The 22,946-nt window shown below is 72.8% G+C and carries 20 protein-coding genes; 5 read left to right on the top strand and 15 right to left on the bottom strand.

Translation table 11 applies throughout. The features are described from left to right. Positions 1-61: 61 nt before the first annotated feature. From ACQPYD_RS04080 to ACQPYD_RS04055, 6 genes are all read right to left on the bottom strand, one after another. The gene (locus ACQPYD_RS04080) at positions 62-1,222 is read right to left on the bottom strand and encodes a S8 family peptidase (RefSeq protein WP_433699839.1); all 1,161 of its coding nucleotides are present in this window, start codon (positions 1,220-1,222) and stop codon (positions 62-64) included. A 567-nt stretch (positions 1,223-1,789) separates the two neighbouring features. Then, positions 1,790-3,058, bottom strand: coding sequence for a sulfate adenylyltransferase subunit CysN (gene cysN / locus ACQPYD_RS04075; protein ID WP_267950246.1), 1,269 nt, complete (start codon positions 3,056-3,058; stop codon positions 1,790-1,792). A gap of 192 nt (positions 3,059-3,250) precedes the next feature. Next, positions 3,251-4,183 carry a sulfate adenylyltransferase subunit CysD gene (gene cysD, locus ACQPYD_RS04070; RefSeq protein ID WP_433699838.1) on the bottom strand — a complete coding sequence of 311 codons (933 nt, stop codon included), beginning with the start codon at positions 4,181-4,183 and terminating at the stop codon, positions 3,251-3,253. A 49-nt stretch (positions 4,184-4,232) separates the two neighbouring features. Next, positions 4,233-5,024, bottom strand: a complete 792-nt coding sequence (locus ACQPYD_RS04065; protein WP_344178913.1) for a 3'(2'),5'-bisphosphate nucleotidase CysQ — start codon at positions 5,022-5,024, stop codon at positions 4,233-4,235. Between the two features lie 3 nt (positions 5,025-5,027). Continuing rightward, the gene (locus ACQPYD_RS04060) at positions 5,028-6,578 is read right to left on the bottom strand and encodes a sugar transferase (protein ID WP_433699837.1); all 1,551 of its coding nucleotides are present in this window, start codon (positions 6,576-6,578) and stop codon (positions 5,028-5,030) included. 332 nt (positions 6,579-6,910) lie between these two features. Then, positions 6,911-7,891, bottom strand: coding sequence for a DsbA family protein (locus ACQPYD_RS04055; protein WP_433699836.1), 981 nt, complete (start codon positions 7,889-7,891; stop codon positions 6,911-6,913). 75 nt (positions 7,892-7,966) lie between these two features. Here ACQPYD_RS04055 and ACQPYD_RS04050 point away from each other — a divergent pair, with 75 nt between their 5' ends. Then, entirely contained in the window at positions 7,967-8,572 is a 606-nt protein-coding gene (locus ACQPYD_RS04050) for a TetR/AcrR family transcriptional regulator (protein WP_433699835.1), read from the top strand. Positions 8,573-8,779: 207 nt separating this feature from the next. Here the strand turns inward: ACQPYD_RS04050 and pth are convergent, their stop codons facing one another. From pth to glmU, 4 genes are all read right to left on the bottom strand, one after another. Continuing rightward, positions 8,780-9,355 carry an aminoacyl-tRNA hydrolase gene (pth, locus tag ACQPYD_RS04045; RefSeq protein WP_267948118.1) on the bottom strand — a complete coding sequence of 192 codons (576 nt, stop codon included), beginning with the start codon at positions 9,353-9,355 and terminating at the stop codon, positions 8,780-8,782. Positions 9,356-9,541: 186 nt separating this feature from the next. Next, positions 9,542-10,132 (bottom strand): 50S ribosomal protein L25/general stress protein Ctc, encoded by a 591-nt coding sequence (locus ACQPYD_RS04040; protein ID WP_330157610.1) that lies wholly within the window; start codon positions 10,130-10,132, stop codon positions 9,542-9,544. Between the two features lie 358 nt (positions 10,133-10,490). Next, positions 10,491-11,459 carry a ribose-phosphate diphosphokinase gene (locus ACQPYD_RS04035; protein ID WP_402913620.1) on the bottom strand — a complete coding sequence of 323 codons (969 nt, stop codon included), beginning with the start codon at positions 11,457-11,459 and terminating at the stop codon, positions 10,491-10,493. 17 nt (positions 11,460-11,476) lie between these two features. Continuing rightward, positions 11,477-12,937, bottom strand: a complete 1,461-nt coding sequence (gene glmU / locus ACQPYD_RS04030; RefSeq protein ID WP_433699834.1) for a bifunctional UDP-N-acetylglucosamine diphosphorylase/glucosamine-1-phosphate N-acetyltransferase GlmU — start codon at positions 12,935-12,937, stop codon at positions 11,477-11,479. A gap of 655 nt (positions 12,938-13,592) precedes the next feature. Here glmU and ACQPYD_RS04025 point away from each other — a divergent pair. From ACQPYD_RS04025 to ACQPYD_RS04010, 4 genes are all read left to right on the top strand, one after another. Continuing rightward, positions 13,593-14,555: an acyl-CoA desaturase gene (locus ACQPYD_RS04025; protein ID WP_433699833.1), complete on the top strand. Its 963-nt coding sequence runs from the start codon at positions 13,593-13,595 to the stop codon at positions 14,553-14,555. 14 nt (positions 14,556-14,569) lie between these two features. Next, the gene (locus tag ACQPYD_RS04020) at positions 14,570-15,226 is read left to right on the top strand and encodes a TetR family transcriptional regulator (RefSeq protein WP_433699832.1); all 657 of its coding nucleotides are present in this window, start codon (positions 14,570-14,572) and stop codon (positions 15,224-15,226) included. A 128-nt stretch (positions 15,227-15,354) separates the two neighbouring features. After that, entirely contained in the window at positions 15,355-15,864 is a 510-nt protein-coding gene (locus ACQPYD_RS04015; RefSeq protein WP_433699831.1) for a MarR family winged helix-turn-helix transcriptional regulator, read from the top strand. A gap of 230 nt (positions 15,865-16,094) precedes the next feature. Then, a complete protein-coding gene (locus ACQPYD_RS04010; protein ID WP_433701943.1) occupies positions 16,095-17,060 on the top strand; it encodes an SGNH/GDSL hydrolase family protein in 966 nt (321 codons plus the stop codon). A 215-nt stretch (positions 17,061-17,275) separates the two neighbouring features. On the opposite strand, the gene ACQPYD_RS04005 is transcribed toward ACQPYD_RS04010, so the two are convergent. From ACQPYD_RS04005 to ACQPYD_RS03985, 5 genes are all read right to left on the bottom strand, one after another. After that, on the bottom strand, positions 17,276-17,767 hold the full coding sequence (locus tag ACQPYD_RS04005) for a glutathione peroxidase (protein WP_433699830.1): 492 nt from the start codon (positions 17,765-17,767) through the stop codon (positions 17,276-17,278). 317 nt (positions 17,768-18,084) lie between these two features. Further along, positions 18,085-19,866 carry an ABC-F family ATP-binding cassette domain-containing protein gene (locus ACQPYD_RS04000; RefSeq protein ID WP_433699829.1) on the bottom strand — a complete coding sequence of 594 codons (1,782 nt, stop codon included), beginning with the start codon at positions 19,864-19,866 and terminating at the stop codon, positions 18,085-18,087. Positions 19,867-20,174: 308 nt separating this feature from the next. After that, positions 20,175-21,074: a transketolase family protein gene (locus ACQPYD_RS03995; RefSeq protein WP_433699828.1), complete on the bottom strand. Its 900-nt coding sequence runs from the start codon at positions 21,072-21,074 to the stop codon at positions 20,175-20,177. Between the two features lie 9 nt (positions 21,075-21,083). Then, positions 21,084-21,791: a thiamine pyrophosphate-dependent enzyme gene (locus tag ACQPYD_RS03990; RefSeq protein WP_433699827.1), complete on the bottom strand. Its 708-nt coding sequence runs from the start codon at positions 21,789-21,791 to the stop codon at positions 21,084-21,086. A gap of 83 nt (positions 21,792-21,874) precedes the next feature. After that, positions 21,875-22,822: a 4-(cytidine 5'-diphospho)-2-C-methyl-D-erythritol kinase gene (locus tag ACQPYD_RS03985; protein WP_433699826.1), complete on the bottom strand. Its 948-nt coding sequence runs from the start codon at positions 22,820-22,822 to the stop codon at positions 21,875-21,877. Positions 22,823-22,946: the final 124 nt, after the last annotated feature.

Raw genomic sequence — 22,946 nt, 5'->3', positions numbered from 1 at the left:
GCTCTCACTCAGGCGTCATGGGGTGAGCTGTGGACGCGCGGGGTCTCCACAGCCGCTCCGGCTACAGGCCGGTGACGTTGAGCAGCAGGTTGACGGTGCCGGAGCGCACACCGCTCAGCTTGTCGGCACTGGCGTTGGTGACGAGCCAGTCCTGGATGGTCGCCTGGCCGTCGTCGCCGAGGCTGCTCTTGTAGAGCGCCGCGGCACCGGCCACGTGCGGGCTGGCCATCGAGGTGCCGTTGTAGGAGTCGGTCCCGCCGCCGGGGACGGTCGACTCGACGTCCACGCCGGGGGCGTAGATGTCCACGGCCTCACCGAAGTTGGTGAAGTAGGCGGAGGTGTCGGTCGCGTCGGACGCCGCCACCGTGGTCACGCCCTCGGCGCCGCCCGGGGAGACGTTGCCCGCGTCCTGGCCCTCGTTGCCCGCCGCGACGGCGACGAACACACCGGCCGCGGCGAGGTTGTTGACGGCCTCGTCCAGGGTCGGGGAGGCCGGGCCGCCCAGGGACAGGTTCGCGACCGAGTTCGGACCGGCGTTCTCGGCGACCCAGTCGACGCCCGCGACGACGTCGTCGTAGGAGCCCGAGCCGTTGTCGTCGAGGACCTTGACGCCGAACAGGTCGGCGCCGGGGGCGACGCCGTAGGTGTCGGAGCCGATGGTGCCGGCGACGTGGGTGCCGTGGCCGTTGCCGTCGCCGCCGTCGCCGCCGTACGCGTCGAACGCGGACGAGGCGCGGCCGCTGAAGTCCGGGTGCGAGGCGTCGATGCCGGTGTCGATGATGTAGGCGGAGACGCCGGAGCCGTCACCGGTGGTGCTGTACGACCCGTCCAGGGGGAGGTCCTCCTGGTCGATGCGGTCCTGGCCCCAGGTGACGGTGGTGTGCGCGACGCCGACCTCCTCGACGTAGGCGACACCGTCCTGCGCCCGCAGTTCCCGGACCTCGGAGGCGCTCAGGCTGGCCGAGTACCCGTTGAGGACCTCCTCGTAGGTGTGGTTCACCTGGTCGGAGGAGATGCCGAGGGACGACGCGCTGACGGAGGAGGCGCTGAGCGAGTCCTCCAGGACGACGAAGTAGTCGCCGCCGGCGGCGGCGTCGCTGGTGTAGAGGGGCGCGAGCTCGTCGGCGCTCGCGGAGGCGGCGCCGGAGAGAGCGAGGGGGAGGGAGAGGGCACCGGCAGCGGCGACGCTGATCGCCACACGCCGAGTGGTGTGCTTCTGCACTCTTATTCTCCTTGTTGGGGGTTTGGGAGTGGGAGGTACACAGTGAGGCATAACCGAGCGTGTTCACCCGATTGCGCCCTTCCTGCAATTCGCTACCTTAGTAACCTTCTCTCCTTTATGCCAGGGTTAGAGCGAAGTTTTTTTACGTCCAACGAACACGTCGGCCCCGCCGCACGGGGCGATCGACACCGCACCGACCTGCCCACATGCCTCAGCGCATCCGCGCGGACACAGCCCTGTAGTGGGGAAACGCCATTCACTCCCCCGCTCGCGACACCCGGTACCACCCGCACTGAAACAGGGTTTTACGATCGGAAACCATTTCGTAAGAATCCGAATGACTCCGCCTTCGTCTCGGAAAACTCCGGCGCCCCGCACGTGGACCGGCCCCGGCCGGGGGCGCCCCCGCGTTCCCCTCCCAGCCGGTCCGGACCGGTCCTGACCACACCTGTCGGAGGGGCCCCGGGAACACGGCAGGGGGCCGCCCGAAGGCGGCCCCCTGCCGAGGAGTCCCCGGTCCGTCCCTCCTCCGTCCCCCGGCGACGGCGGGCGGAGGAGGGGCGGTCCCTAGTCGGTCTTGACGACCATCCCCGCTCCGACGGTGGTGTTCGTGGCCTCGTCGATGAGGATGAACCCGCCCGTCTGCCGGTTCCGGGAGTACTCGTCGACGAACAGCGGCTGGGTGGAGCGCAGCCGCACCCTGCCGATCTCGTTCAGGGCCAGGTGGTCCGCCTGCTCGTCGCGGTGCAGCGTGTTGACGTCCAGCCGGTAGCGCAGGTCCTTGACGACGACCTTCGCCGTCCGGGTGGTGTGCTTGACGAGGAGCCTGGAGCCCTGGGTGAGCTTGCGCGCGTCCGTCATCCAGCAGACCATCGCCTCCAGGTCCTGCGTGACCGCCGGGGCGTTGTTGGGGCGGCAGATCATGTCGCCCCGGGAGATGTCGATCTCGTCCTCCAGCAGGAGGGTGACCGACATCGGCGAGTAGGCCTCCGCGACGTCCCCGTCCGCGGTGGCGATCCTGGCGATGCGCGTGTTCAGGCCGGAGGGCAGGTGGGTGACCTCGTCGCCCGGCTTCAGGACGCCGCCCGCGAGCTGGCCGGCGTAGCCCCGGTAGTCGTGCAGCTCGGGGTCGTCGGACTTGTGCGGGCGGATCACGTACTGCACCGGGAAGCGCGCGTCGATGAGGTTGCGGTCGGAGGCGATGTGCACGTTCTCCAGGTGGTGCAGCAGGGAGGGCCCGGTGTACCAGGGCATGTTCTCCGAGCGGGTCACCACGTTGTCGCCGTGCAGCGCGGAGATCGGCACGAAGGTGAGGTCGCGGGCGTCGAGCTTGGTGGCGAAGTCGCTGAACTCCGCCTTGATCTCCTCGAACCGCTCCTCGGAGTGGTCCACCAGGTCCATCTTGTTGACCGCCAGCACCAGGTGCGGGACCTGGAGCAGGGTGGTGAGGAACGCGTGGCGGCGGCTCTGCTCCTGGAGCCCCTTGCGGGCGTCCACCAGGATGATCGCCAGGTCGGCGGTGGAGGCGCCGGTGACCATGTTGCGCGTGTACTGGATGTGCCCGGGGGTGTCCGCGATGATGAAGGTGCGCCGGGGCGTGGCGAAGTAGCGGTACGCCACGTCGATCGTGATGCCCTGCTCGCGCTCGGCCCGCAGGCCGTCGGTGAGCAGCGCCAGGTTGGTGTGCTCCTCGCCGCGCGCGGCGCTGGTGCGCTCCACGGCGTCGAGCTGGTCCTCGAAGATCGACTTGGAGTCGAAGAGCAGGCGGCCGATCAGGGTGCTCTTACCGTCGTCGACGGAGCCCGCCGTCGCGAACCGCAGGATGTCGTTGTTCATGCTTGCCTGGTCCAATGTGGGAAGTGTGGGCGGCTCAACAACCGGACGGCGGAGGCGGTGGCCCCGCGCCGGAACGCCCGTCGGCTGGAGGGCGGCCGGCGGGCGGCCGGTTCCGCGGCGCCGGTGTCCGTAGGGATGGTGGAGCCCGGTGGGGCCGGGGCTGCGCCGGAGGCGTCCGGCGGGTCGGGCGGGCTAGAAGTAGCCCTCCTTCTTGCGGTCCTCCATCGCGGCCTCGCTGGCGCGGTCGTCGGCCCGGGTCTGCCCCCGCTCGGTGATCCGGGTCGCGGCGATCTCCGCGATGATGTCGTCGATCTCCACCGCCGTGGACCGGACCGCCCCCGTGCACGTCAGGTCGCCGACCGTGCGGTAGCGGACGGTCTCCTGGAACGGGACCTCGGTCTCGTCGCGCCGGATGATCGGCGAGTCGGCGAGCAGGATGCCGTCCCGCTCGAAGACGCTGCGCTCGTGCGCGAAGTAGATGGAGGGCAGCTCCAGCCGCTCACGCCGGATGTAGGCCCACACGTCCAGCTCGGTCCAGTTGGAGATCGGGAAGACCCGGATGTGCTCGCCGCGGTCGATGCGGGTGTTGAACACGCTCCACAGCTCGGGGCGCTGGTTCTTGGGGTCCCACTGGCCGAACTCGTCGCGGAAGGAGAAGACCCGCTCCTTGGCCCGGGCCTTCTCCTCGTCGCGCCGGGCGCCGCCGAAGGCCGCGTCGAAGCCGTTGTCCTCGATGGCCTCCAGCAGCGCGGAGGTCTGGAGCCTGTTGCGGCTCGCCCAGCGCCCGGTGGGCTCGGACACCTTGCCCGCGTCGATCTGCTCCTGCACCGAGGCCACCACCAGGCGCACCCCGGCCTCGGCGACCCTGCGGTCGCGGAACTCGATGACCTCGTCGAAGTTGTGGCCGGTGTCGACGTGCATGACGGGGAACGGGACGGCTCCGGGCCAGAACGCCTTCTCCGCGAGGCGGAGCATCACGATGGAGTCCTTGCCCCCGGAGAAGAGCAGCACCGGCCGCTCGAACTCCGCGGCCACCTCGCGCATGATGAAGATCGCCTCGGCCTCGAGGACGTCCAGCTGGGAGAGCTGGTAGCGCCCGGGCGCCTGCTGACTCGCCTGACCCATGAATCCGCCTTAGAGATACCGCACGGCCGACGGCGCGGGGGTCCTTCGGTCAGCCCCCCGCGTGCGGACCCGCGCTGTCCAGGTCCGCGCCGTCGCGGATGCTTGCCAACAACATACCCGACAATTCCGATCGGCATACGAGGACATCGGGGAGTAGCGGGTCGGCTACGTTGTAGCGCAGTTCGGAGCCGTCGATCCGGGAGGTGTGCAGGCCGGAGGCCCGCGCGACCGCCACCGGGGCCGCGCTGTCCCACTCGTACTGGCCGCCCGCGTGCACGTAGATGTCGGCGATGCCGAGGAGCACCGCGCAGATCTTCGCGCCCGCCGACCCCATCGGCACCACCTCGGCGCCGAGCTGGGTCGCCATCCGCTGCACGAAGGCGGGCGGCCGGGTCCGGCTGGCCGTGATGCGCAGCCGCTGGCCCGCCGGGCGCTCCTCGGGCAGCCAGGGCGGGTCGACCGTGGACAGGGTGCTGCCCTGCGCGGGGAGCGCCACGGCCCCCGCGACCAGGTCGCCGTCCTCCCACAGGGCGACGTGCACCGCCCAGTCGGTGCGGCCCGCCTCCGCGAACTCCCGGGTGCCGTCGAGCGGATCGATGATCCACACGCGCCTGGCCCGGAGCCGGGAGTGGTCGTCGGCGCCCTCCTCGGAGAGCACCGCGTCGCTGGGCCTCAGCCGTCCCAGTGCCGAGAACAGGAACTCGTGGGAGGTCCGGTCCCCCAGCGTGCGCAGCACGTCGGGTTCGTCGAAACCGTGCCGGGCGCGCAGGCGCAGCAGCAGCTGCCCCGCCTCGCCGGCCAGGTCGCGGGCCACCTCATGATCGTTTCGGATGCTCTTCACCGGCTAGTATGCTCCCGCCCCACGGATCACCGCTGACCACGTCTTCCACAGGATCTGGATGTCCAGCGTCAGCGACCAGTTTTCCACGTACCGCAGATCGAGGCGGACCGATTCCTCCCACGAGAGGTCGGACCTGCCGCTGACCTGCCACAGACCCGTCAGCCCCGGTTTGACCACCAGCCTCCGGCGGACGTCGTGCCCGTACTGGGCGACCTCCTCCGGCAGCGGCGGCCTGGGGCCGACGAGCGACATCTCCCCCCGGACCACGTTGACGAGCTGGGGAAGCTCGTCGAGCGAGTACCGGCGCAGCCATGCCCCCACGGACGTCACCCTGGGGTCGCGACGCATCTTGAACAGCACACCGTCGTGCTCGTTGCGGGGCTGGAGCATCGCCTTCAACGCCTCGGCCCCGACCACCATGGTACGGAACTTGTACACGGTGAACTCGGCGCCACCCCGGCCCACGCGGGTCTGCGTGAACAGCACGGGGCCCCGGCCCTCCCCCCGGATGAGGACGAACAGCGCCAGGAACAGCGGGGACAGCAGGATCAGGGCGAGCGCGGCGGCGGAGCGGTCGAAGACCGACTTGAGCACGCGGCGGACGCCCACCAGCTCGGGGTGCTCCACGTGCAGGAGCGGCAGCCCCGCGACCGGCCGGATGGAGGTCCGCGGCCCCGCGACCTCCATCAGCGCCGACGCGACGATGATGTCGGTGCCGTTCTTCTCCAGCCGCCAGGCCAGGCGGCGCAGTTCGGCCCCGTCCATCTCGGGGCAGGCGAGGACCGCCACGGTGTCGGCCCCGACGAGGGCCGACGCGTCGGCCGCGTCCTCGAAGGCGCCCAGGACCGGGCAGTCCTCCACCGAGTCCGGCCCCAGGCCGGGGACGGTGTCGTCCGGCGGCAGGCACACGCCGACGACGCGCATGCCGTGGTAGATCTCGTCGCGGAACCGGCGGATCAGGTCCCCTGCGGCGGCCCGGTGCCCGACGACCACGACGCCGCTCATGCACAGTCCGGAGCGCCGCCTCCGGTGCAGGGCCTTGCGGCGCGCGTACCGCAGGGCGAGGCTGACCAGGGGGACGAGCGGGAGCGCGACGAGCGCGTAGCCGCGCGCCAGGTCGAACGTGACCGCGTACGCGCCGATCGCGACGGACGCGGCGAGCGCGAGCCCGGCCGTGGCGACGCGCCGGTACTCCTCGGTGCCCACGCCGAGGAAGCGCCGGGCGTAGCCGCCGCCCAGGTAGACGAACAGGACCCACGCGAAGGGCAGGAGGAGGGAGAGCAGGAGGTGGGTGGAGGCGGCGGACGCCCCCGGTGAGCCGTGGAAGCGGAGGACCGTTCCGCCCAGGGTCGCCGCGAAGGCAGCGGCGAGGTCCAGCACGACGAGGCTCACGACGTACGGCCGCGTCCAGGATCCGGAGCGCGTCCGCGGCCCGGCGCCTCCCCCGGTGAGCAGCGGACCGATCCCGGCGTCCCGTCCGCCGGCGCCGTCTCCGGCGCCGACGACGGTGCGCGCCGACTGTTCGCGGACGGCCTTCACCCCGCTGGTGACCATGCTTCCCCCAAGACCACGGCTGTGGAGCCCTACTTCGAGTCATCACCCCGGGCGCCACTGGCATCGGCGCAGAGAGCATGAGCGGGGCATCTGGTCGGGCGCGCAGAACCGACGACCCGAACAGTAACCAAAAGTAGTGGAAAAGTCGCGCTGAGTTGCTCGTTGTCGGGCAAGAAGACCTGGTCAAGCCAAGAATGTGTCTGTTCCGAGACCCGGAACGCCCCGGCGGACACGCCGGGGACGGACAGAAGTGGGACCGCGTAGGGGACGACCGAAACCGTGCGCGGCATGTGATGGCCCGCCCGGGGAACGCGGCCCCGGGGTCGGCGCCGTCAGGCGTAGGACGGGACCATCACCCCCGCCAGGCGCAGGTGGGGCGCGGCCGCCCCCTCCTCTCCCTGGCGCTGGAGGGTCCGCCCCAGCAGCAGGCGGGCGTAGGCGTCGTCCGGGGCCTCCTCGACCAGGGCCTCCAGTCCTCGCCTGGCGCGGTTGAGCTGCGCGGAGCGGTAGTGGGCGCGGGCGGCGAGCAGGCGCACGCCCCGGTCGGCGGCGTGCCCGTCGAGCAGCGGCCGCAGGAGCACGAGCGCCCCGAGCGGGTCGCCCGAGTCCAGCAGGGCCTCCGCCAGCCGGAAGCGCTCGACCTCCTCGGGGAGGACCCGGGGCGCGTGCCCGGCTGCGGCGACCAGGAACTCACGGATCGCGTCGGGGTGCTGCGCACCCTCCAGCGCGCGGCCGTTGGCGACGAGCGTCGGGGAGGTGCGGACCCCGGCCGCCCGGCCGCGCAGGACCAGCTCCCGGACCTCCTGCCCTCCCTCCCCCGCCCGGAGGAGGCGGCCGCCGTCCGCAAGACCGGCGCCCCGGGCGATCCGGTCGAGGACCGGGGCGGAGCCGATGTCCTCGCCCTCCACGAAGTGGGCGCGCAGGACGCCCTCCACGACGGCGCCCTGGAGCCTGGGCCCTCCGGCCCGGCCGGCGAGCAGGACGAGCCTGTGTGCGTCGTGGCTGCTGACCCTCCAGGCCGCGCCCCAGCGGGGTCCCAGGCCCTCGGACGCCGCGGTCTCCGCGACCCGGGCCCGGTTCTCCCCCGGGGTGAGGGCGGGTGCGCACGCCCGGAGGGCGTCGTCCACGGAGGGGTCCTCCAGCAGCGCGCCCAGCGGCTCGCCGACCGCGGGTGCGGAGGGGTCGATCCGGTACGGGTGCCAGACCACCTCCACGGACCCCGCATCGGGCAGGCCGGCGAGGGCCCGCTCCAGGCGCCGCTTGCCGATGTACGTCCAGGGGCAGACCACGTCCGCCCAGACCTCGATCCTCATACCCCGGACCATAACCAACACTTGTTGTTTAAGCAACAGGTGTCTTTTAAGCGTCGCGTGTCCTAGCCTGGAACGGTGAACCCCGACGACCCGCGCGCCCGGCGCACCCGTGACCGGCTGCGCGCCGCCCTCCTCTCCCTGGCCGCCGAACGGGAGCTCGCCGACGTGACGATGTCCGCCGTGGCGCGGTGCGCCGAGGTGAACCGGGCGACGGTGTACCAGCACTACGCCGACCTGGACGCCCTGGTCGCCGACGCCATGGACGACGCCGTCGCGCACGTGGCGCGGTGCGCGGCGCTGTGTCCGCTGGACGCCCCGCGGGACCGGCCGCCGGAGCCTCTGGTGGACCTGTTCTCCCACGTGGCCGGGAACGCCGTGCTGTACCGGCGGATGCTGTCCGACCAGGGGAGCCCCCGTTTCGCGAACCGCCTGCGGGAGCGCCTGGCCGGGGAGCTGGCCGCGCGCTTCGCGGCCGGGGAGGGGCCCGCGGGGTTCGACGACGTGCCCGTGCGCACACACGCCGCGTACCTCGCGGGGGCGCTGGTCGGGGTGATCGCCGACGGCGTCCGCGCCGGAACCGGTGGGCCGGGGCCGGCGGAGGGGAGGCCGGCCGCGGGGGCGGAGGGCGGCGAGCAGGCGCACGCCCTCGCCCTGGCGACCTGGCGGCTGCTGAGCCGCTGAGAACCGGGGGTCCGGGAAGGCGGAGGTGGAGGCCGACCGGGTGGAGGCACCCGGCGGCAGGAGGCGGCCCGGGGAGGAGCGGGCGGCCCGGTCGACCCGGCCGCGGCGGGTGACGCGGCGGGCGACGCGGACGGGGCGCTACGGGCGGCCCTCCGGCGGGAGGGCGCGGCCGGGGGCCGTCCGCGACCGCTCCCCGGCCGCGCGCCCTCAGGCCGCGGTGTGGAAGATGTTCTGCGCGCGGCCCAGGCCGTCCCGGAGGACCGTGCGCACGGCGTCCGCGGCCCGTTCGACGTCCAGGTCCAGCTCGGCGCGCTCGGCCGCGGAGAAGTCCTTGAGCACGTACGCGGCCGGGTCCATGCGTCCCGGCGGGCGGCCCACCCCGAAGCGCACGCGGATGTACTCCGGGCTGGACAGGGACGCCGTCATCGACTTGAGCCCGTTGTGCCCGCCGGGGCCCCCGCCCTTCTTGAGCTTCAGCGCGCCGAAGTCGATGTCCATCTCGTCGTGCACCACGATGATCCGCTCGACCGGCACCTTGTAGAACCTCGCCAGGCCGGCCACCGGGCCGCCCGACAGGTTCATGAAGGTCCGGGGCTTGGCCAGGACCACCGGCACGCCCTCCAGGCGCGTCTCCACCACCTCGGCGTGCGCCTTGTGCGCCTTCCAGCGCTCGCCGCCGGCGAGGGCCCCGACCACCAGGAAGCCGGCGTTGTGCCGGTTGCCCGCGTACTTGGGGCCCGGGTTGCCCAGCCCCACGACGAGCCAGCGCTCGGCCTCGCCCATGTCCCCGCTCCCCCCTTCGGCGCTCCTGCCGCCGCTCCCGCCCGCGGTGTCGCCACCGCCGGCTTCCTTCCTGCCCGACAACGCCCTCAACCAGGTCCACATGGGGCACGACCCTACCGATACGGCGAACGCGCGGCCCCCGTGGGAACCGCGCGTTCGTCCAGATCCGTGGACAGCACCACCGCCCTACTCGGCGGCGGCCTCCTCGGTGGTCTCGGCTCCGGTCGTCGGCTCCTCCTCCACGCGGGGCGCGGAGACGGTGAGCACGATGGTGTCGGGGTCGGTGACCAGGGTGGCGCCCGTGGGCAGCTTCAGGTCGCCGGCGGTCGGGTTGGCCCCGACCTCCAGGCCCTCGATGTCGAAGTCGACACCGGTGGGGATGTTGGTGGCCTCAGCCTCGACGGTCACGGTGACGAGCTCCTGGTTGAGCACACCCGGGGCCTTGACCTCACCGGTCAGGTTCACCGAGATCTCAACCTCGACCTTCTCGCCCTTGGACACGACCAGGAGGTCGATGTGCTCAAGGAAGCCCTTGATGGCGTCGCGCTGCACACTCTTGGGCAGGGCGAGGTTGTCCTTGTCCAGGCCTTCGAGGCGGATCAGGACGTTCGGGGTCTTCAGGGCGAGCATGAGCTCGTGGCCCGGCAGGTTCAGGTGGCGGGGCTCGGTGCCGTGGCCGTAGAGGACGGCCGGCACCTTACCCGCGCGGCGGGCGCGACGGGAGGCGCCCTTGCCGAATTCCGTGCGGGGCTCGGCAGCGATACGTACCTCGGACACGACAAAACTCCTCGGGTTCAACCCCGCAGCACGGGGAACACGACTCCAGTAGTACGAACGATTCCCGCCCTCGGCGGAGAATGCGGCGGGGTCTCCCCTCAGGCAGGGGACGCGACCGCCCTGGTTCCAGGCGTGCCCGGCGAGCCGTCACCGGACCCGTCCGGCCCGGGAACGCTCGTCGCGCACCCCTGCCCGTGCTCCTGAGCGAAGCCGAACACGACTCCACCTGGGCACGGGGACACTCGGTCAAGTCTACTGGCTTCACCGACGACTCAGAACACGCCCCGTCGGCGGGCGCCTCCCGGACCGGGAGGCCGTCAACGGGGCGTGCGGGACTTGGCGGGAACTTGGCGCGGGACTACTCGAACAGGCTCGTGACCGAGCCGTCCGTGAAGACCTCGCTGATCGCGCGGGCCACCAGCGGGGCGATCGAGAGCTGGGTCAGCTTCTCGAAGGCCCGCTCCTCGGGGACGGGGAGCGTGTTGGTGATGATCACCTCGGAGATCCGCGAGTTCTGGAGGCGCTCGGCCGCCGGGCCGGACAGCACGCCGTGCGTGGCGGCCACGATGACCTTCCTGGCCCCCTGCTCGAACAGGGCCTCGGAGGCCTTCACGATGGTGCCGCCGGTGTCGATCATGTCGTCCACCAGGACGCAGACGCGGTCCTTGACCGTGCCGACGACCTCGTGGACCTTCACCTGGTTGGCGACGTCCGGGTCGCGCCGCTTGTGGATGATCGCCAGGGGGGCGCCGAGGCGGTCCGCCCAGCGGTCGGCGGTCCGGACGCGGCCCGCGTCGGGGGAGACCACGGTGATCTCGGAGCGCTCGACCTGGCTGGCGACGTGGTCGGCCAGGATCGGCAGCGCGAAGAGGTGGTCGACAGGGCCGTCGAAGAAGCCCTGGATCTGGTCCGTGTGCAGGTCGACGGCCATCATCCGGTCCGCGCCCGCGGTCCGGAACAGGTCGGTGACCAGGCGCGCCGAGATGGGCTCGCGGCCGCGGTGCTTCTTGTCCTGGCGGGCGTAGCCCAGGATCGGCGTGACCACGGTGATCCGCTTGGCGGACGCGCGCTTGAGCGCGTCCACCATGATCAGCTGCTCCATGATCGACTCGTTGACCGGGTCGGCGTGGCTCTGGATGACGAACGCGTCGCAGCCGCGGACCGACTCCAGGTACCGCATGAAGATCTCACCGTTGGCGAAGGTGTCGAACCGGGTGGGGACCACCTCGATCCCCAGCTCCTTGGCTACCTCCTCGGCCAGCCCCGGGTGTGTGCGTCCCGAGAACAGCATCAGGTTCTTCTGGCCGGTGGCCTTCATGCCGGTCACGTGTTTCTCCCCCACAGTCACTGCTTGTCGTCGGCTCTGTGCCGATCGGCCTTGTCCGCCGCCTCGGCGGAGGGCGTGCCCGGGCGCTTGCGCCGGGTCCAGCCCTCGACGTTGCGCTGGCGGTGCCCCTCGGAGATCGCCAGCGCGCCGGGCGGAACGTCGTCCCTGATCACGGTGCCCGCACCGGAGTAGGCGCCGTCGCCCACGTGCACGGGCGCGACGAAGGTGTTGTCGCTGCCGAGCCGCACGTGGTCGCCGATGACGCTCCGGTGCTTGTCCACCCCGTCGTAGTTGACGAACACGGAGGAGCAGCCGATGTTGCTGCCCACGCCGATGTCCGCGTCCCCGACGTAGGTCAGGTGCGGGATCTTGGATCCGGCGCCCACGTTCGAGTTCTTGATCTCGACGAAGGCGCCGGCCTTGGCCCGCCCGGCCAGGCGGGTGCCCGGTCGGAGGAAGGTGTAGGGGCCCACCGTGGCCCCCGGGCCGATCTCGGCCCGGTCGGCGGTCGTCTCGCGCACCTGGGCGCCCTCGCCGACGACCGTGTCCCTCAGGTCGGCGCGGGGGCCGACGACGGCGTCCTCGCCGACGACGGTGGCGCCGCGCAGGCGGGTGCCGGGCTCGAGCACGGCGTCGCGTCCGATGCGGACCTGCGCGTCCACCCACGTGGAGGCGGGGTCCACCACCGTGACGCCCGCGAGCATGTGCTCGGCGAGGAGGCGGTCGTTGAGGACGCGGCGGGCCTCGGAGAGCTGGACGCGGTTGTTGACGCCCTGCACCTCGTGCCAGTCCTCGGCGATCCAGGCGCCGACCCGGTTCCCGTCCCCGCGCAGGAGCGCGACCGCGTCGGTGATGTACTCCTCGCCCTTGGCGTTGTCCGTGGACAGGCGCTTGACGACGGCGGACAGGAGCGCTCCGTCGAACGCGTACATGCCCGAGTTGATCTCGTCGATCGCGTGCTGCTCCGGGGAGGCGTCGGCGTGTTCGACGATGCCGGTGAAGTCGCCGTCGCCGTCGCGCACGATGCGCCCGTAGCCGTGGGGGTCGGGGACGCGGGCGGACAGCACCGTGACGGCGTTGCCCTCCTTCTCGTGGGCGGCCACCAGCTCCGAGAGCGTGGAACCGCGCAGGAGCGGGGTGTCCCCGCACGTCAGGACGACGGTGCCGGCGAGCTCGGTGCCCTTGGCGGCGAGGTCCTCGACCGCCATGCGCACCGCGTGGCCGGTGCCGTTCTGCTCCTCCTGGACCGCGGTGGCGGCCTCGGGGGCGACCTCCGACAGGTGGGACCGGACCTGGTCCCGGGCGTGGCCGACGACCACGACCGAGTGGTGGGGGTCCAGTTCGCCCGCGGCCGCGAGAACGTGGCCGAGCATGCTGCGGCCGTTGAGCTCGTGGAGGACCTTGGGAAGCTTCGACTTCATTCGGGTGCCCTCGCCCGCCGCGAGGACGATGACGGCAGCCGGACGGTTCACGCTCACTGAAGGAGACCCCTCGTGATAGCTGGCATTGAACTGTCGGCTCACCCTTCGGCGGCTCGACCCGCGTGCCGCGCGGGCGGCCGTCGGATGACCAGCGGCCGACATGGGAAGGATACATGCGTGTCACAGGCGTCCAGCGGGCACGTGACGCCGGGGCGGGGAGCGGGGCCCGGGCCGGGCCTGTGGCGTCGGGTTCCGGGGCGTTCTGTGAGATGCGCCGCGCCACCGGTCCGGGCCCGGCGCCGGGCGCCCGGGGCGTCCGGGCGGAATGACCGGGGGCTTCCCTCGCGCGCACGGGGATGAGGGGTCGGGCCCCACCACGCGGCGCTCCCGCACGGGCGGGTTTCCCTCGCGCGCACGGGGATAGGGGAGGGAACGGGCAGACGGCTCCCGGACCAGGGCTCGAACCTGGACGATGGGGACCAAAACCCCACATGCTGCCGATTACATCATCCGGGAAGGCAGGGGGCGCGCACACGTCGCGCCCGTACGCCAGGCACCAACATAGCGCCTCCGGCGGAGGGCTTGCCAAACCTACGGGGTCGTAGGTTACGGTTACGTAGGAATAGGTTGGGCCGTCGCGACGGGTGCTCCGCGCCTCTCGGACACCGTCCGACCGCGAGGACCCTGCCGTGACGACGAGGTGTGTACGACCATGACCACTGCTGCCGAGCTACCGACCGAGAACGCCGAGGGGAAGCGCGAGGCGATCCCCGAGTACGAGCCGGAACTGCGGGGCAGGGCCGAGCGCTTCACCGTCTTCGCGTTCGTCTTCATCCCGCTCATCGCCCTGCTCGCCTCCGTCCCCTTCTTCTGGGGATGGGGCCTGAGCCTCACCGACATCGCGATCGCGTCGGTCTTCTACCTCATCAGCGGCCTGGGCATCACGGTCGGCTTCCACCGCCACTTCACCCACGGCTCCTTCAAGGCCAACCGCCCGCTGCGGATCGCGCTCGCGGTCGCCGGCTCGCTGGCCATCGAGGGCAGCGTCATCAAGTGGGTGGCCGACCACCGCCGCCACCACAAGTACTCCGACGCCGAGGGCGACCCGCACTCGCCGTGGCGCTTCGGGGACGACTGGAAGTCCGTCGCCAAGGGCCTGTACTACGCGCACATGGCCTGGATGTACCTGGACGACAAGAAGACCTCGCCGCGCCGCTTCGCCCCGGACCTGCTCAAGGACAAGGACATCGTCCTCGTCGACAAGCTGTTCCTGCCGATCGTGATCTTCTCCCTCGGCGCCCCCGCCCTCATCGGCGGCCTCGTGACCATGTCCTGGTGGGGCGCGTTCACCGCGTTCTTCTGGGCGAGCCTGGTCCGCGTGGCGCTGCTGCACCACGTCACCTGGTCCATCAACTCCATCTGCCACACCATCGGCGAGGAGAACTTCGAGGTGCGCGACCGCTCCCGCAACGTGTGGTGGCTCGCCATCCCGTCGTTCGGCGAGTCCTGGCACAACCTGCACCACGCGGACCCGACCTGCGCGCGCCACGGCGTGCTCAAGGGCCAGATCGACATCTCCGCCCGCGTGATCTGGGCGTTCGAGAAGCTCGGCTGGGCCACGAAGGTCCGCTGGCCCAACAACGACCGACTCGCAGCCAAGCGGGTCAAGGTCTAGGATCGATAGCCATCATGGGAGCAGCCGACAGCGAGCAGAAGGTCCGCGTGCGCCGCAAGCGCATGACGGGCAAGGAGCGTCGGCAACAGCTGTTGGAGATCGGCCGGGAGCTGTTCGCCGAGCGCGGGTTCGACGCGACCTCCGTCGAGGAGATCGCCGCACGGGCCGGGGTGTCCAAGCCCGTCGTGTACGAGCACTTCGGCGGCAAGGAGGGTATCTACGCGGTCGTGGTCGACCGTGAGATGCGCACCCTCCTGGAGATGATGGGCGAGGCCCTCACCGCCGACAGCGCGCGGGGCAAGATCGAGAAGGCCGCGCTGGCCCTGCTGCGCTACGTGGAGGAGAACACGGTCGGGTTCCGGGTGCTGACCCGCGACTCCCACGTGGCCTCCGGCACGGGCAGCTTCGCCAGTCTGATCAACGACATCGCCAGCCAGGTCGAGCACATCATGGTCGACGAGTTCGCCGAGCGCGGCTACGACCCGGCGCTCGCCCCGATGTACGCGCAGGCCCTGGTGGGCATGTGGGCGCTGACGGGCCAGTGGTGGCTCGAGGTGCGCAGGCCCAAGCGCGAGGTGGTCGCCGCGCACCTGGTCAACCTGGCCTGGAACGGGCTCGCGAGCCTGGAGCCCAAGCCGAGGCTGCAGACGAGGCGGCGGGGCACGGGCTGATTCCCGTCCCCCGGCGCACCGGGGGACGGGTCCGCCGCGGCCCGTCCCCCGCGCCCGGCCGCGAGCGGGACGCGGGGAGTGCGGTATACCCGCCCCACTATCTTGATGTCAAGAGATAGGCTGTCCCCATGCGCGATGAGGTGGATGGGCTGATCGAGGCGTGGCGCTCCGAACGCCCGGACGTGGACGTGACACCCCTGGAGGTGTTCAGCCGTGTGTCCCGGCTCGCACGCCACCTGGACCGCGCCCGGCGCACGGTCTTCACCGAGCACGCGCTGGAGCCCTGGGAGTTCGACGTGCTCGCGGAGCTGCGCCGCTCCGGCCCCCCGTACGAGCTGAGCCCCGGGCGGCTGCTGCGCGCCACCCTGGTGACCTCCGGGACCATGACCAACCGGGTGGACAGGCTGGCCGCCGCCGGCCTGGTCAAGCGCCGTCCCGACCCCGACGACAAGCGCGGGGTCCTGGTCCGGCTCACCGAACGCGGCGCCGAGCGCATCGACGCCGCCCTGGAGTCGCTCCTCAGCTACGAGGAGACGCTTCTGGCCCCCATGCCCGACGGCGACCGGCAGCAGCTGGCATCGTTGCTCAGATGCCTTCTGGCCCCCCTCGACAGGGATCCCTCCCGACCGCAGGGCTAGCGCTCGTTCCGCGGAACGTCCCGGGCCGCGCGGCCGGCCCGCTGAGAGACATCTCCCACCCGGGCGCTCGACGCGGACCCGCGGCGGCTGGCATCGTGGCCCGGACGCCTTCCGGTTCCCCCACGTGAAGGGCCCGGCGGCACCCGGGAAGGGCGGCGCGCCCACCGGGCGGCCCCGGGCACGTACCTGCAACCGACCCTGGTGGGAGACAGAGAGTGCGAATCCGCTGGATCGCGGTGACGGCCGTCGCAGTGCTGGCGGCGGGGTGCGCGGGCGCCGACGGAGAGGGGACGGCGGCGCCGGGGTCCCCCGGCGCCGAAGGGGGCTACTACCTGTCCCTGGGCGACTCGCTGGCCGTGGGCGTGCAGCCCGACGAGGACGGGACGCCCGTCGAGACCGAGGAAGGGTACACGGACGTCCTGTACCGCACCCTGCTCGACGACGACCCCGGCCTCCGTCACGAGCGCATGGGCTGCGCGGGCGAGGACACGACCACGTTCATGGAGGGCGGCCTGCCCGACTGCGAGGAGCGCTACGACGACGGTGAGCAGCTCCGGGCCGCCGAGGACTTCCTCGCGGAGCACGAGGGCGAGGTGGACCTGGTGACCCTCACCATCGGGGCGAACAACTTCACCCGCTGCGTGCGGGGCGTGAACGCGCCGGACGGCCGCGCGGACAGCTCCGAGGACATCGACATCGACGCGGAGTGCGTGGCCGACGGCCTCGACCGCCTGGAGGACGAGGTGCCCGAGATCGCCGAGCGGCTGCGCGCCGCGGCCGGCCCGGACACCCGGATCATCGCGATGACCTACTACAACCCGTTCCTCGCCTTCCTCCTGCTCGACGACGACCCCGCCGGGCAGGCCGCCGCGTCCGCGGAGGAGGCCGAGGAGGTCTTCCCCGAGCACGAGGCGCGGGGCGGGCTCGCCGAGGAGGCCGTGGACATCCTCACCGAGGTCAACGGGACGCTCACCGAGGCCTACGAGGCCGAGGGCATCGAGGTCGCGGACGTGGACTCCGTCTTCCAGGCCACCAACAGGGAGGTGCCCGAGGACAGCGGGACCGGCATGCCCGCGAACCTCCAGAACGTGTGCGACCTGACCTGGATGTGCGACGCGGAACGGGGTCCGGACATCCACCCGAACGAGGAGGGCGCGCGGGAGATCGCCTCCGTCTTCGCGGAGGAGGTGCGCTGAGGGGCGCTCCGCCCGCGTGCGACCCGGCGCCCGGCCCCTCGCGCAGGGGCGGCCCCAGCGGGGCGCTCCGCGTGCGGACCCGGCCGGGCGCCCCCTCTCACGGGGGTGGGCGGCCCGGTCTCCGTGCCGGACCGGGCCCGTGCCCGCCGCGGGGGCCGGGCCGGGGCACGTCGTTCCGGCCCGGGCCGCCCCGGAGGGGGCGGGCCGCCGCGCCCTCACGCCTCCCCGGGGAGCGACTTCTCGATGAGCGCGACGATGGCGGGGTCGTCCGGCGCCGTGGCCGGGCGGAAGCGGTGCACGGCGCCGTCCGGGAGGACGAGGAACTTCTCGAAGTTCCACTTCACCTTCCCCGCCTGGCCGTCCGCGTCGGGGGTCGCCGTGAGCTCGCCGTAGAGCGGGTGGCGGTCCTTCCCGTTGACCTTGACCTTGCTCGCCATCGGGAAGGTGACCCCCCACGTCGCGGAGCAGTACTCGGCGATCCTGCCGTCGCTGCCGAACTCCTGGAGGAACTGGTTGCTGGGGAACCCCAGCACGGTGAACCCCCGGTCGGCGTAGCGCTTCTGCAACTCCTCCAGCTGCCCGTACTGCGGCGTGAGCCCGCACCGGGAGGCGACGTTCACCACCAGCCTGACCTTTCCGGCCCACTCGCCGAAGGTCGTCTCGCGCCCGTCGATCAGCGTCACCGGGATCTCGTCCAAAGCGGTCATGCGGGTTCACTCCTGTCCACTGGGAGGGCGGCGCCCGGCGTACGGTCGGCCGCGGCGGCCCCACGTTCCCGGAGGCTACTCGACGGCGCCCCGGGCCGCCCGGCGGAGGCGGGAGCGCCTGGCGGGACCAGGTGCGGGTGCGGGAGCGCCTCGCGGGGCCGGCCGGCCCCGGGTGCGGGAGCGCCCGCGGCCCCGATGCGGGGCCCTCGGCAGGGCCGTTCGCGCGGGGGCGGCCCGGGGAGGGGCGCAGGGCCCGTGCGGACACGGCCGGGGGTCCCTCGCGGGACCCCCGGCCGGAGGAGGAGCGCGCCCGGCGGTCAGTCGCCGACGATCTCCGCCTGCTCCAGCCAGACCTCCTCCAGCTCGCCGCGCTCGGTCGCCAGGGCCTTGGCCTCGGAGTCCAGCTCGGCGAGCCGGGCGTAGTCGTCGGCGGCGGCGGCCATCAGCTCGTGCAGCTCCGTCTCGCGCCTGGTGATGCGGTCCATGCGCCTCTCGACGCGCTGGAGCTCCTTCTGGGCCGCGCGGCGCTCCGCCGCGGACACCGCGGGCTGCTCGGCGGCGGCCCCGGCCGCAGCGGTCTCGGACGCGCCGAGCGGCACCGTGGCCTCCCCCGCCGTGACCGCGCGGCGCTCCAGGTACTCGTCGACGCCGCCGGGCAGGAAGGCGAGGCTGCCGTCCCCCATGAGCGCGAGCACCCGGTCGGTGATGCGCTCCAGGAAGTACCGGTCGTGGCTGACCAGCACGAGGGAGCCCGGCCAGCCGTCGAGGAGGTCCTCCAGCTCGGTGAGGGTCTCGATGTCCAGGTCGTTGGTGGGCTCGTCCAGCAGCAGCACGTTGGGCTCGTCCATGAGCAGACGCAGGAGCTGGAGGCGGCGGCGCTCGCCGCCGGACAGGTCGCCGATCGGCGTCCACTGCCGGTCGCCCCGGAAGCCGAAGCGCTCCAGCATCTGGCTCGCCGTGTAGTCGCGCTTGCCGATGGTGATGTGCTCGCGGATCTCCATGACGGCCTGGAGCGGGCGCGCCTTGGGGTCGAGTTCGACGACGTTCTGCGACAGGTGGGCGAGCCTGACGGTGCGGCCGGTGCGCACGCTGCCGGAGTCGGGCTCGCGCTCCTCGGCGAGGATCTTGAGGAGGGTGGACTTGCCCGCGCCGTTCACCCCCACCAGGCCGACCCGGTCGCCCGGGCCCAGCTGCCAGGTGAGGTGGTCCAGGAGGGTCCGGTCGGGGACGGCCACCGACACGTTCTTGAGGTCGATGACGGTCTTGCCGAGCCGGGAGCTCGCGAACCGCACCAGCTCGACGGTGTCGCGGAGCGGCGGCTCGTCGGCGATGAGCTGGTTGGCCGCCTCGATGCGGAACTTGGGCTTGGAGGTCCGGGCCGGGGCGCCGCGGCGCAGCCAGGCCAGCTCTTTGCGCATGAGGTTCTGGCGCCGCTCCTCGGAGGCCGCGGCCTGGCGGTCCCGCTCGGCCTTGGCCAGGACGTAGGCGGCGTAGCCCCCCTCGTAGCGCTCGACGGCGCCGCGCCCGACCTCCCAGGTGCGGGTGGTGACGGCGTCCAGGAACCAGCGGTCGTGCGTGACGACCACGAGCGCCTCCTGGCGGCCGCGCAGGTGCTCGGCGAGCCAGGCGATGCCCTCGATGTCGAGGTGGTTGGTGGGCTCGTCCAGGACGATGAGGTCGTGGTCGCCGATGAGCAGCCGCGCCAGTCCCGAGCGGCGGCGCTCGCCGCCGGAGAGCCCGGACATGGGCGTGTCCAGGTCCCAGCCGCCGAGGAGGCCCCGCAGGACGTCGCGGATGCGGGAGTCGCCCGCCCACTCGTGCTCGGCGCGGTCGCCCAGCACGAACCCGCCGACGGTGGTGTCGGGGAAGGTGTCGCGCTGGTGCAGGAAGCCGATGCGCAGCCCGCGGTTGTGCACGACCCGCCCGGAGTCGGGCTCGGTGATGCCGGAGAGCACGGAGATCAGCGTGGACTTGCCGCCGCCGTTGCGGCCGACCACACCGATGCGTTCGCCCTCGTCGACGCCGAGCGACACCTTGTCGAGGAGTACGAGCGGCCCGTAGGCCAGGGACACGTCCTGAAGGTTGACCAGATTCGTCATCACCTTCCATTGTCCCGGGTCCGACCCAGTGCCCTGGCCGCCCCTCCCCGGGGCGCGGGTCCCCCGGTCCCGGCGGCGGGGGCCGCGGCTCACACGGCGGCCGCGCCGGCTGGGCCGCGAACCCCCCGTCCGGGCCGCGGCCCGGACGGCGCCCCTGCCCGGGGCGCGGCGGGACCGGGCACGGACGGCGCGGGCGCCTCCCGCGGGGGCCACGGCTCACACGGCGCGTGTCCCGCACGGGACGCGCCCGGGGCCGCACCACGCAAGGCCCCGGGCGCGTTCCGCGCCGCCGGGTTCCCGGCCCCGGCCTACACCAGGAAGAACCCCCTGGCGGCCTCGGCGATGCCCGCCGCGTCCAGGCCGTGCGCCCGCGCGTGCTGCGCGGGGGTGCCGTAGGCGCGCAGTTCCCGGTCGCGGGCCACCCCCAGCCCGAGCTGCCGGTGGCGCCGGTCCACGAGGGCCGCGGCGACCTCGTGCGCGGAGGTCCCGGCGAGGTAGGGCTCCACCACGAGCACGTCGGCGTTGCCCGCCGCCCCGACCAGGGCGCTGAGCCCCGCGCGGTCGAACGGGCGCACGGTGGAGGTGTGGGCGACCGTCACGTCGAGGTCGGCGGTGGCCTCCAGCACGCGGTCCAGCATCGGTCCGACGGCGACCACCACGCCCGCGGAGCGGGGCGAACCCGTGCGCACCGCGGACAACCGCCCGTCCACGGGCCGGGGCGCGCGGTTCGAGGTCTCCGACAGCCTCACGTACACGCGGTCGTCGCCGGGGATGGCGGACTCCAGGGCGGCGCGCGCCTCGTCCGCGTGGCCCGGCACGTGCACCGTCCACCCCGGGAGGGTGTCGAGCAGGGCGACGTCGCCGGGCGCCTGGTGGGTGCGCCCCTCCTCGGAGGCGTCGTAGGAGCCGCCGATGCTGACCAGGACGGCGCCCACGTCCTGGTGGGCGAAGTCCAGTTTGACCTGCTCGAACGGCCGCTCGACCAGGAACGGGGCGTAGCTGTGCACGATCGGGCGCATCCCGGTCAGGGCGAGCCCGCCGGCCACCCCGATCATGGCCTGCTCCCGGATGCCGACGTCGACCACCCGCCCGGGGTGGCGGGCCGCGGCGGAGCGGAACATGCCCGCCGAGATGGCGGCGAGGACCACCGCGACGCGCGGGTCGCGGTCCATGGCCTCGCTGACGGTGGCGGCGAAGGTTTCTCGCATGGCCTTCCCCTACCTTGTCCGGACGCGGGCTACGACGGCCAGCGGCCGTCCTGTGTGGGGCCGGGTGAGGGCCTCGTGGAGGGCGTCGTGGTCGCGCCCGAGGGCCTCGCGCGCCGCCCACCCCTCCCCCGCGAACCGTGCGGCGACGCCGCCGGGCCAGCCGTGGGTGCTGGAGGCGTTGTCCACGACGACCGCGGTGAGGTTGTCGACGCCGAGCCGCCCGGCGACGGCGATCGCCTCGTGGTTGCTGCCCTCGTCGAGTTCGCCGTCCCCGAGGAGCACCACCACGCGGGGGGCGGCGCCGTCGGGGCGGCGGACGTTCTGGGCGCGCAGGCCGAGGGCGCTGCCCAGTGCGAGGGGCAGGCCGTGGCCGAGGGAGCCGCTGCCGATCTCCACCCCGGGCACGAGGACCCGGTCCGGGTGGTGGCCCAGCGGGGAGTCGAAGGCCGTCCAGCCGCGCAGGGCGGCCACGTCCACGAACCCCTTGGCGGCCAGCACCGCGTAGAACGCCGCGGGCCCGTGGCCCTTGGACAGCAGGAAGCGGTCCCTGGCGGGGTCCTCGGCCGTCGCGGGGGTGACGGCCAGGACGCGGTCGTAGAGGACCCACACCACGTCCAGGGTGGAGTGGGCGGCGCCCATGTGCTTCTCGTCACCCTCCATGAGGCCGATGAGGGCTGGCAGGTCGGCGTAGCGCGACAAGGCGGTTGCGGTCGTCATGCACACCAGTGTTCGACCTCAACCGTGGTTCAGGTCAACTGGGCGAAACCCCCACAGAACGGAAGAAACGTCAGTGATTTAGGTCACAGGACGACGGCGCCCGGCACGTCCCCGTGGGCCGTCACCACCTGCTCGCACAGCCCGCTCCCCTCCAGGGCCGCGACCACCGAGGCCTCGCGCTCGGCCACGACGGCGGCGTCCTCCGGCCCCCCGCCCACCAGGAACGCGCAGGTGGGCCCCGAGCCCGACACCAGGGCCCCCAGGGCCCCGGCGTCCCGCCCGGCCCCGAGGGTGCGCTCCAGCTCCGGCAGGAGGGAGAGAGCGGCCTCCTGGAGGTCGTTGGTGAGCGCCGCGCCGACGGCCGCGGGGTCCCCCAGCGCGAGCGCGCCGGCCAGGGCCGGGTCGAGGCGCGGCGGGGGGGCGTCCGGACGGATCCGGTCGTACTCGCGGAAGACCCGCGCCGTGGACAGGCCGTGCGGCGACAGGGCGAAGACCCAGCGGAAACGGCCGGGGCTGGCCATCGGCGAGAGGACCTCGCCCCGTCCCGTCCCGACGGCCGTCGCGCCCACCACGGCGAAGGGGACGTCGCTGCCGAGCTCGGCGGCGCAGTCGAGGAGGGCCTCCCGCGACAGGCCGGCGCCCCAGAGCCGGTCGCAGGCGACCAGGGCGGCGGCCGCGTCCGCGCTCCCCCCGGCCATGCCGCCCGCCACCGGGATGTTCTTGTCCAGGTGGACGGTGACGGGGAAGCCCTTCCCCGTGCGCTCGGCCACCAGGACCGCCGCGCGGGCGGCCAGGTTGCTCGCGTCGAGGGGAACGCGGGACAGGTGGGACCCCAGGCCGCCGCCGGCGGTCAGTTCCGCGACGACGGAGCCGTCCGCGTCCGGGGGGCTCGGCCGACGCGACCGGGCCTCCTTGACGGTAACCTCATCGAACAGTGAGACGGCGTGGAACACGTTGACGAGGTCGTGGAACCCGTCCTCGCGTCCGGGCCCCACCGCCAACTGGAGGTTCACCTTCGCGGGGACCCGCACGGTTACGGTGGTATTAACGGTCACGAGTCCCCAATCGTAAAGGAACCCCCACCTTGCGTGAACACGTACCCCGCCAGGGGCGCCGGTGTGTTCACCCCCTCCGACCGGCGCGAACGCCATCGGC

Origin of the sequence: Nocardiopsis sp. CA-288880, from assembly GCF_050955985.1 — a bacterium.
In the GTDB taxonomy this organism is placed as follows: Bacteria; Actinomycetota; Actinomycetes; order Streptosporangiales; family Streptosporangiaceae; genus Nocardiopsis; species Nocardiopsis tropica.
Note: the sequence above shows the minus strand (reverse complement) of the source record. Positions and strands in the feature narration are given on the sequence as shown.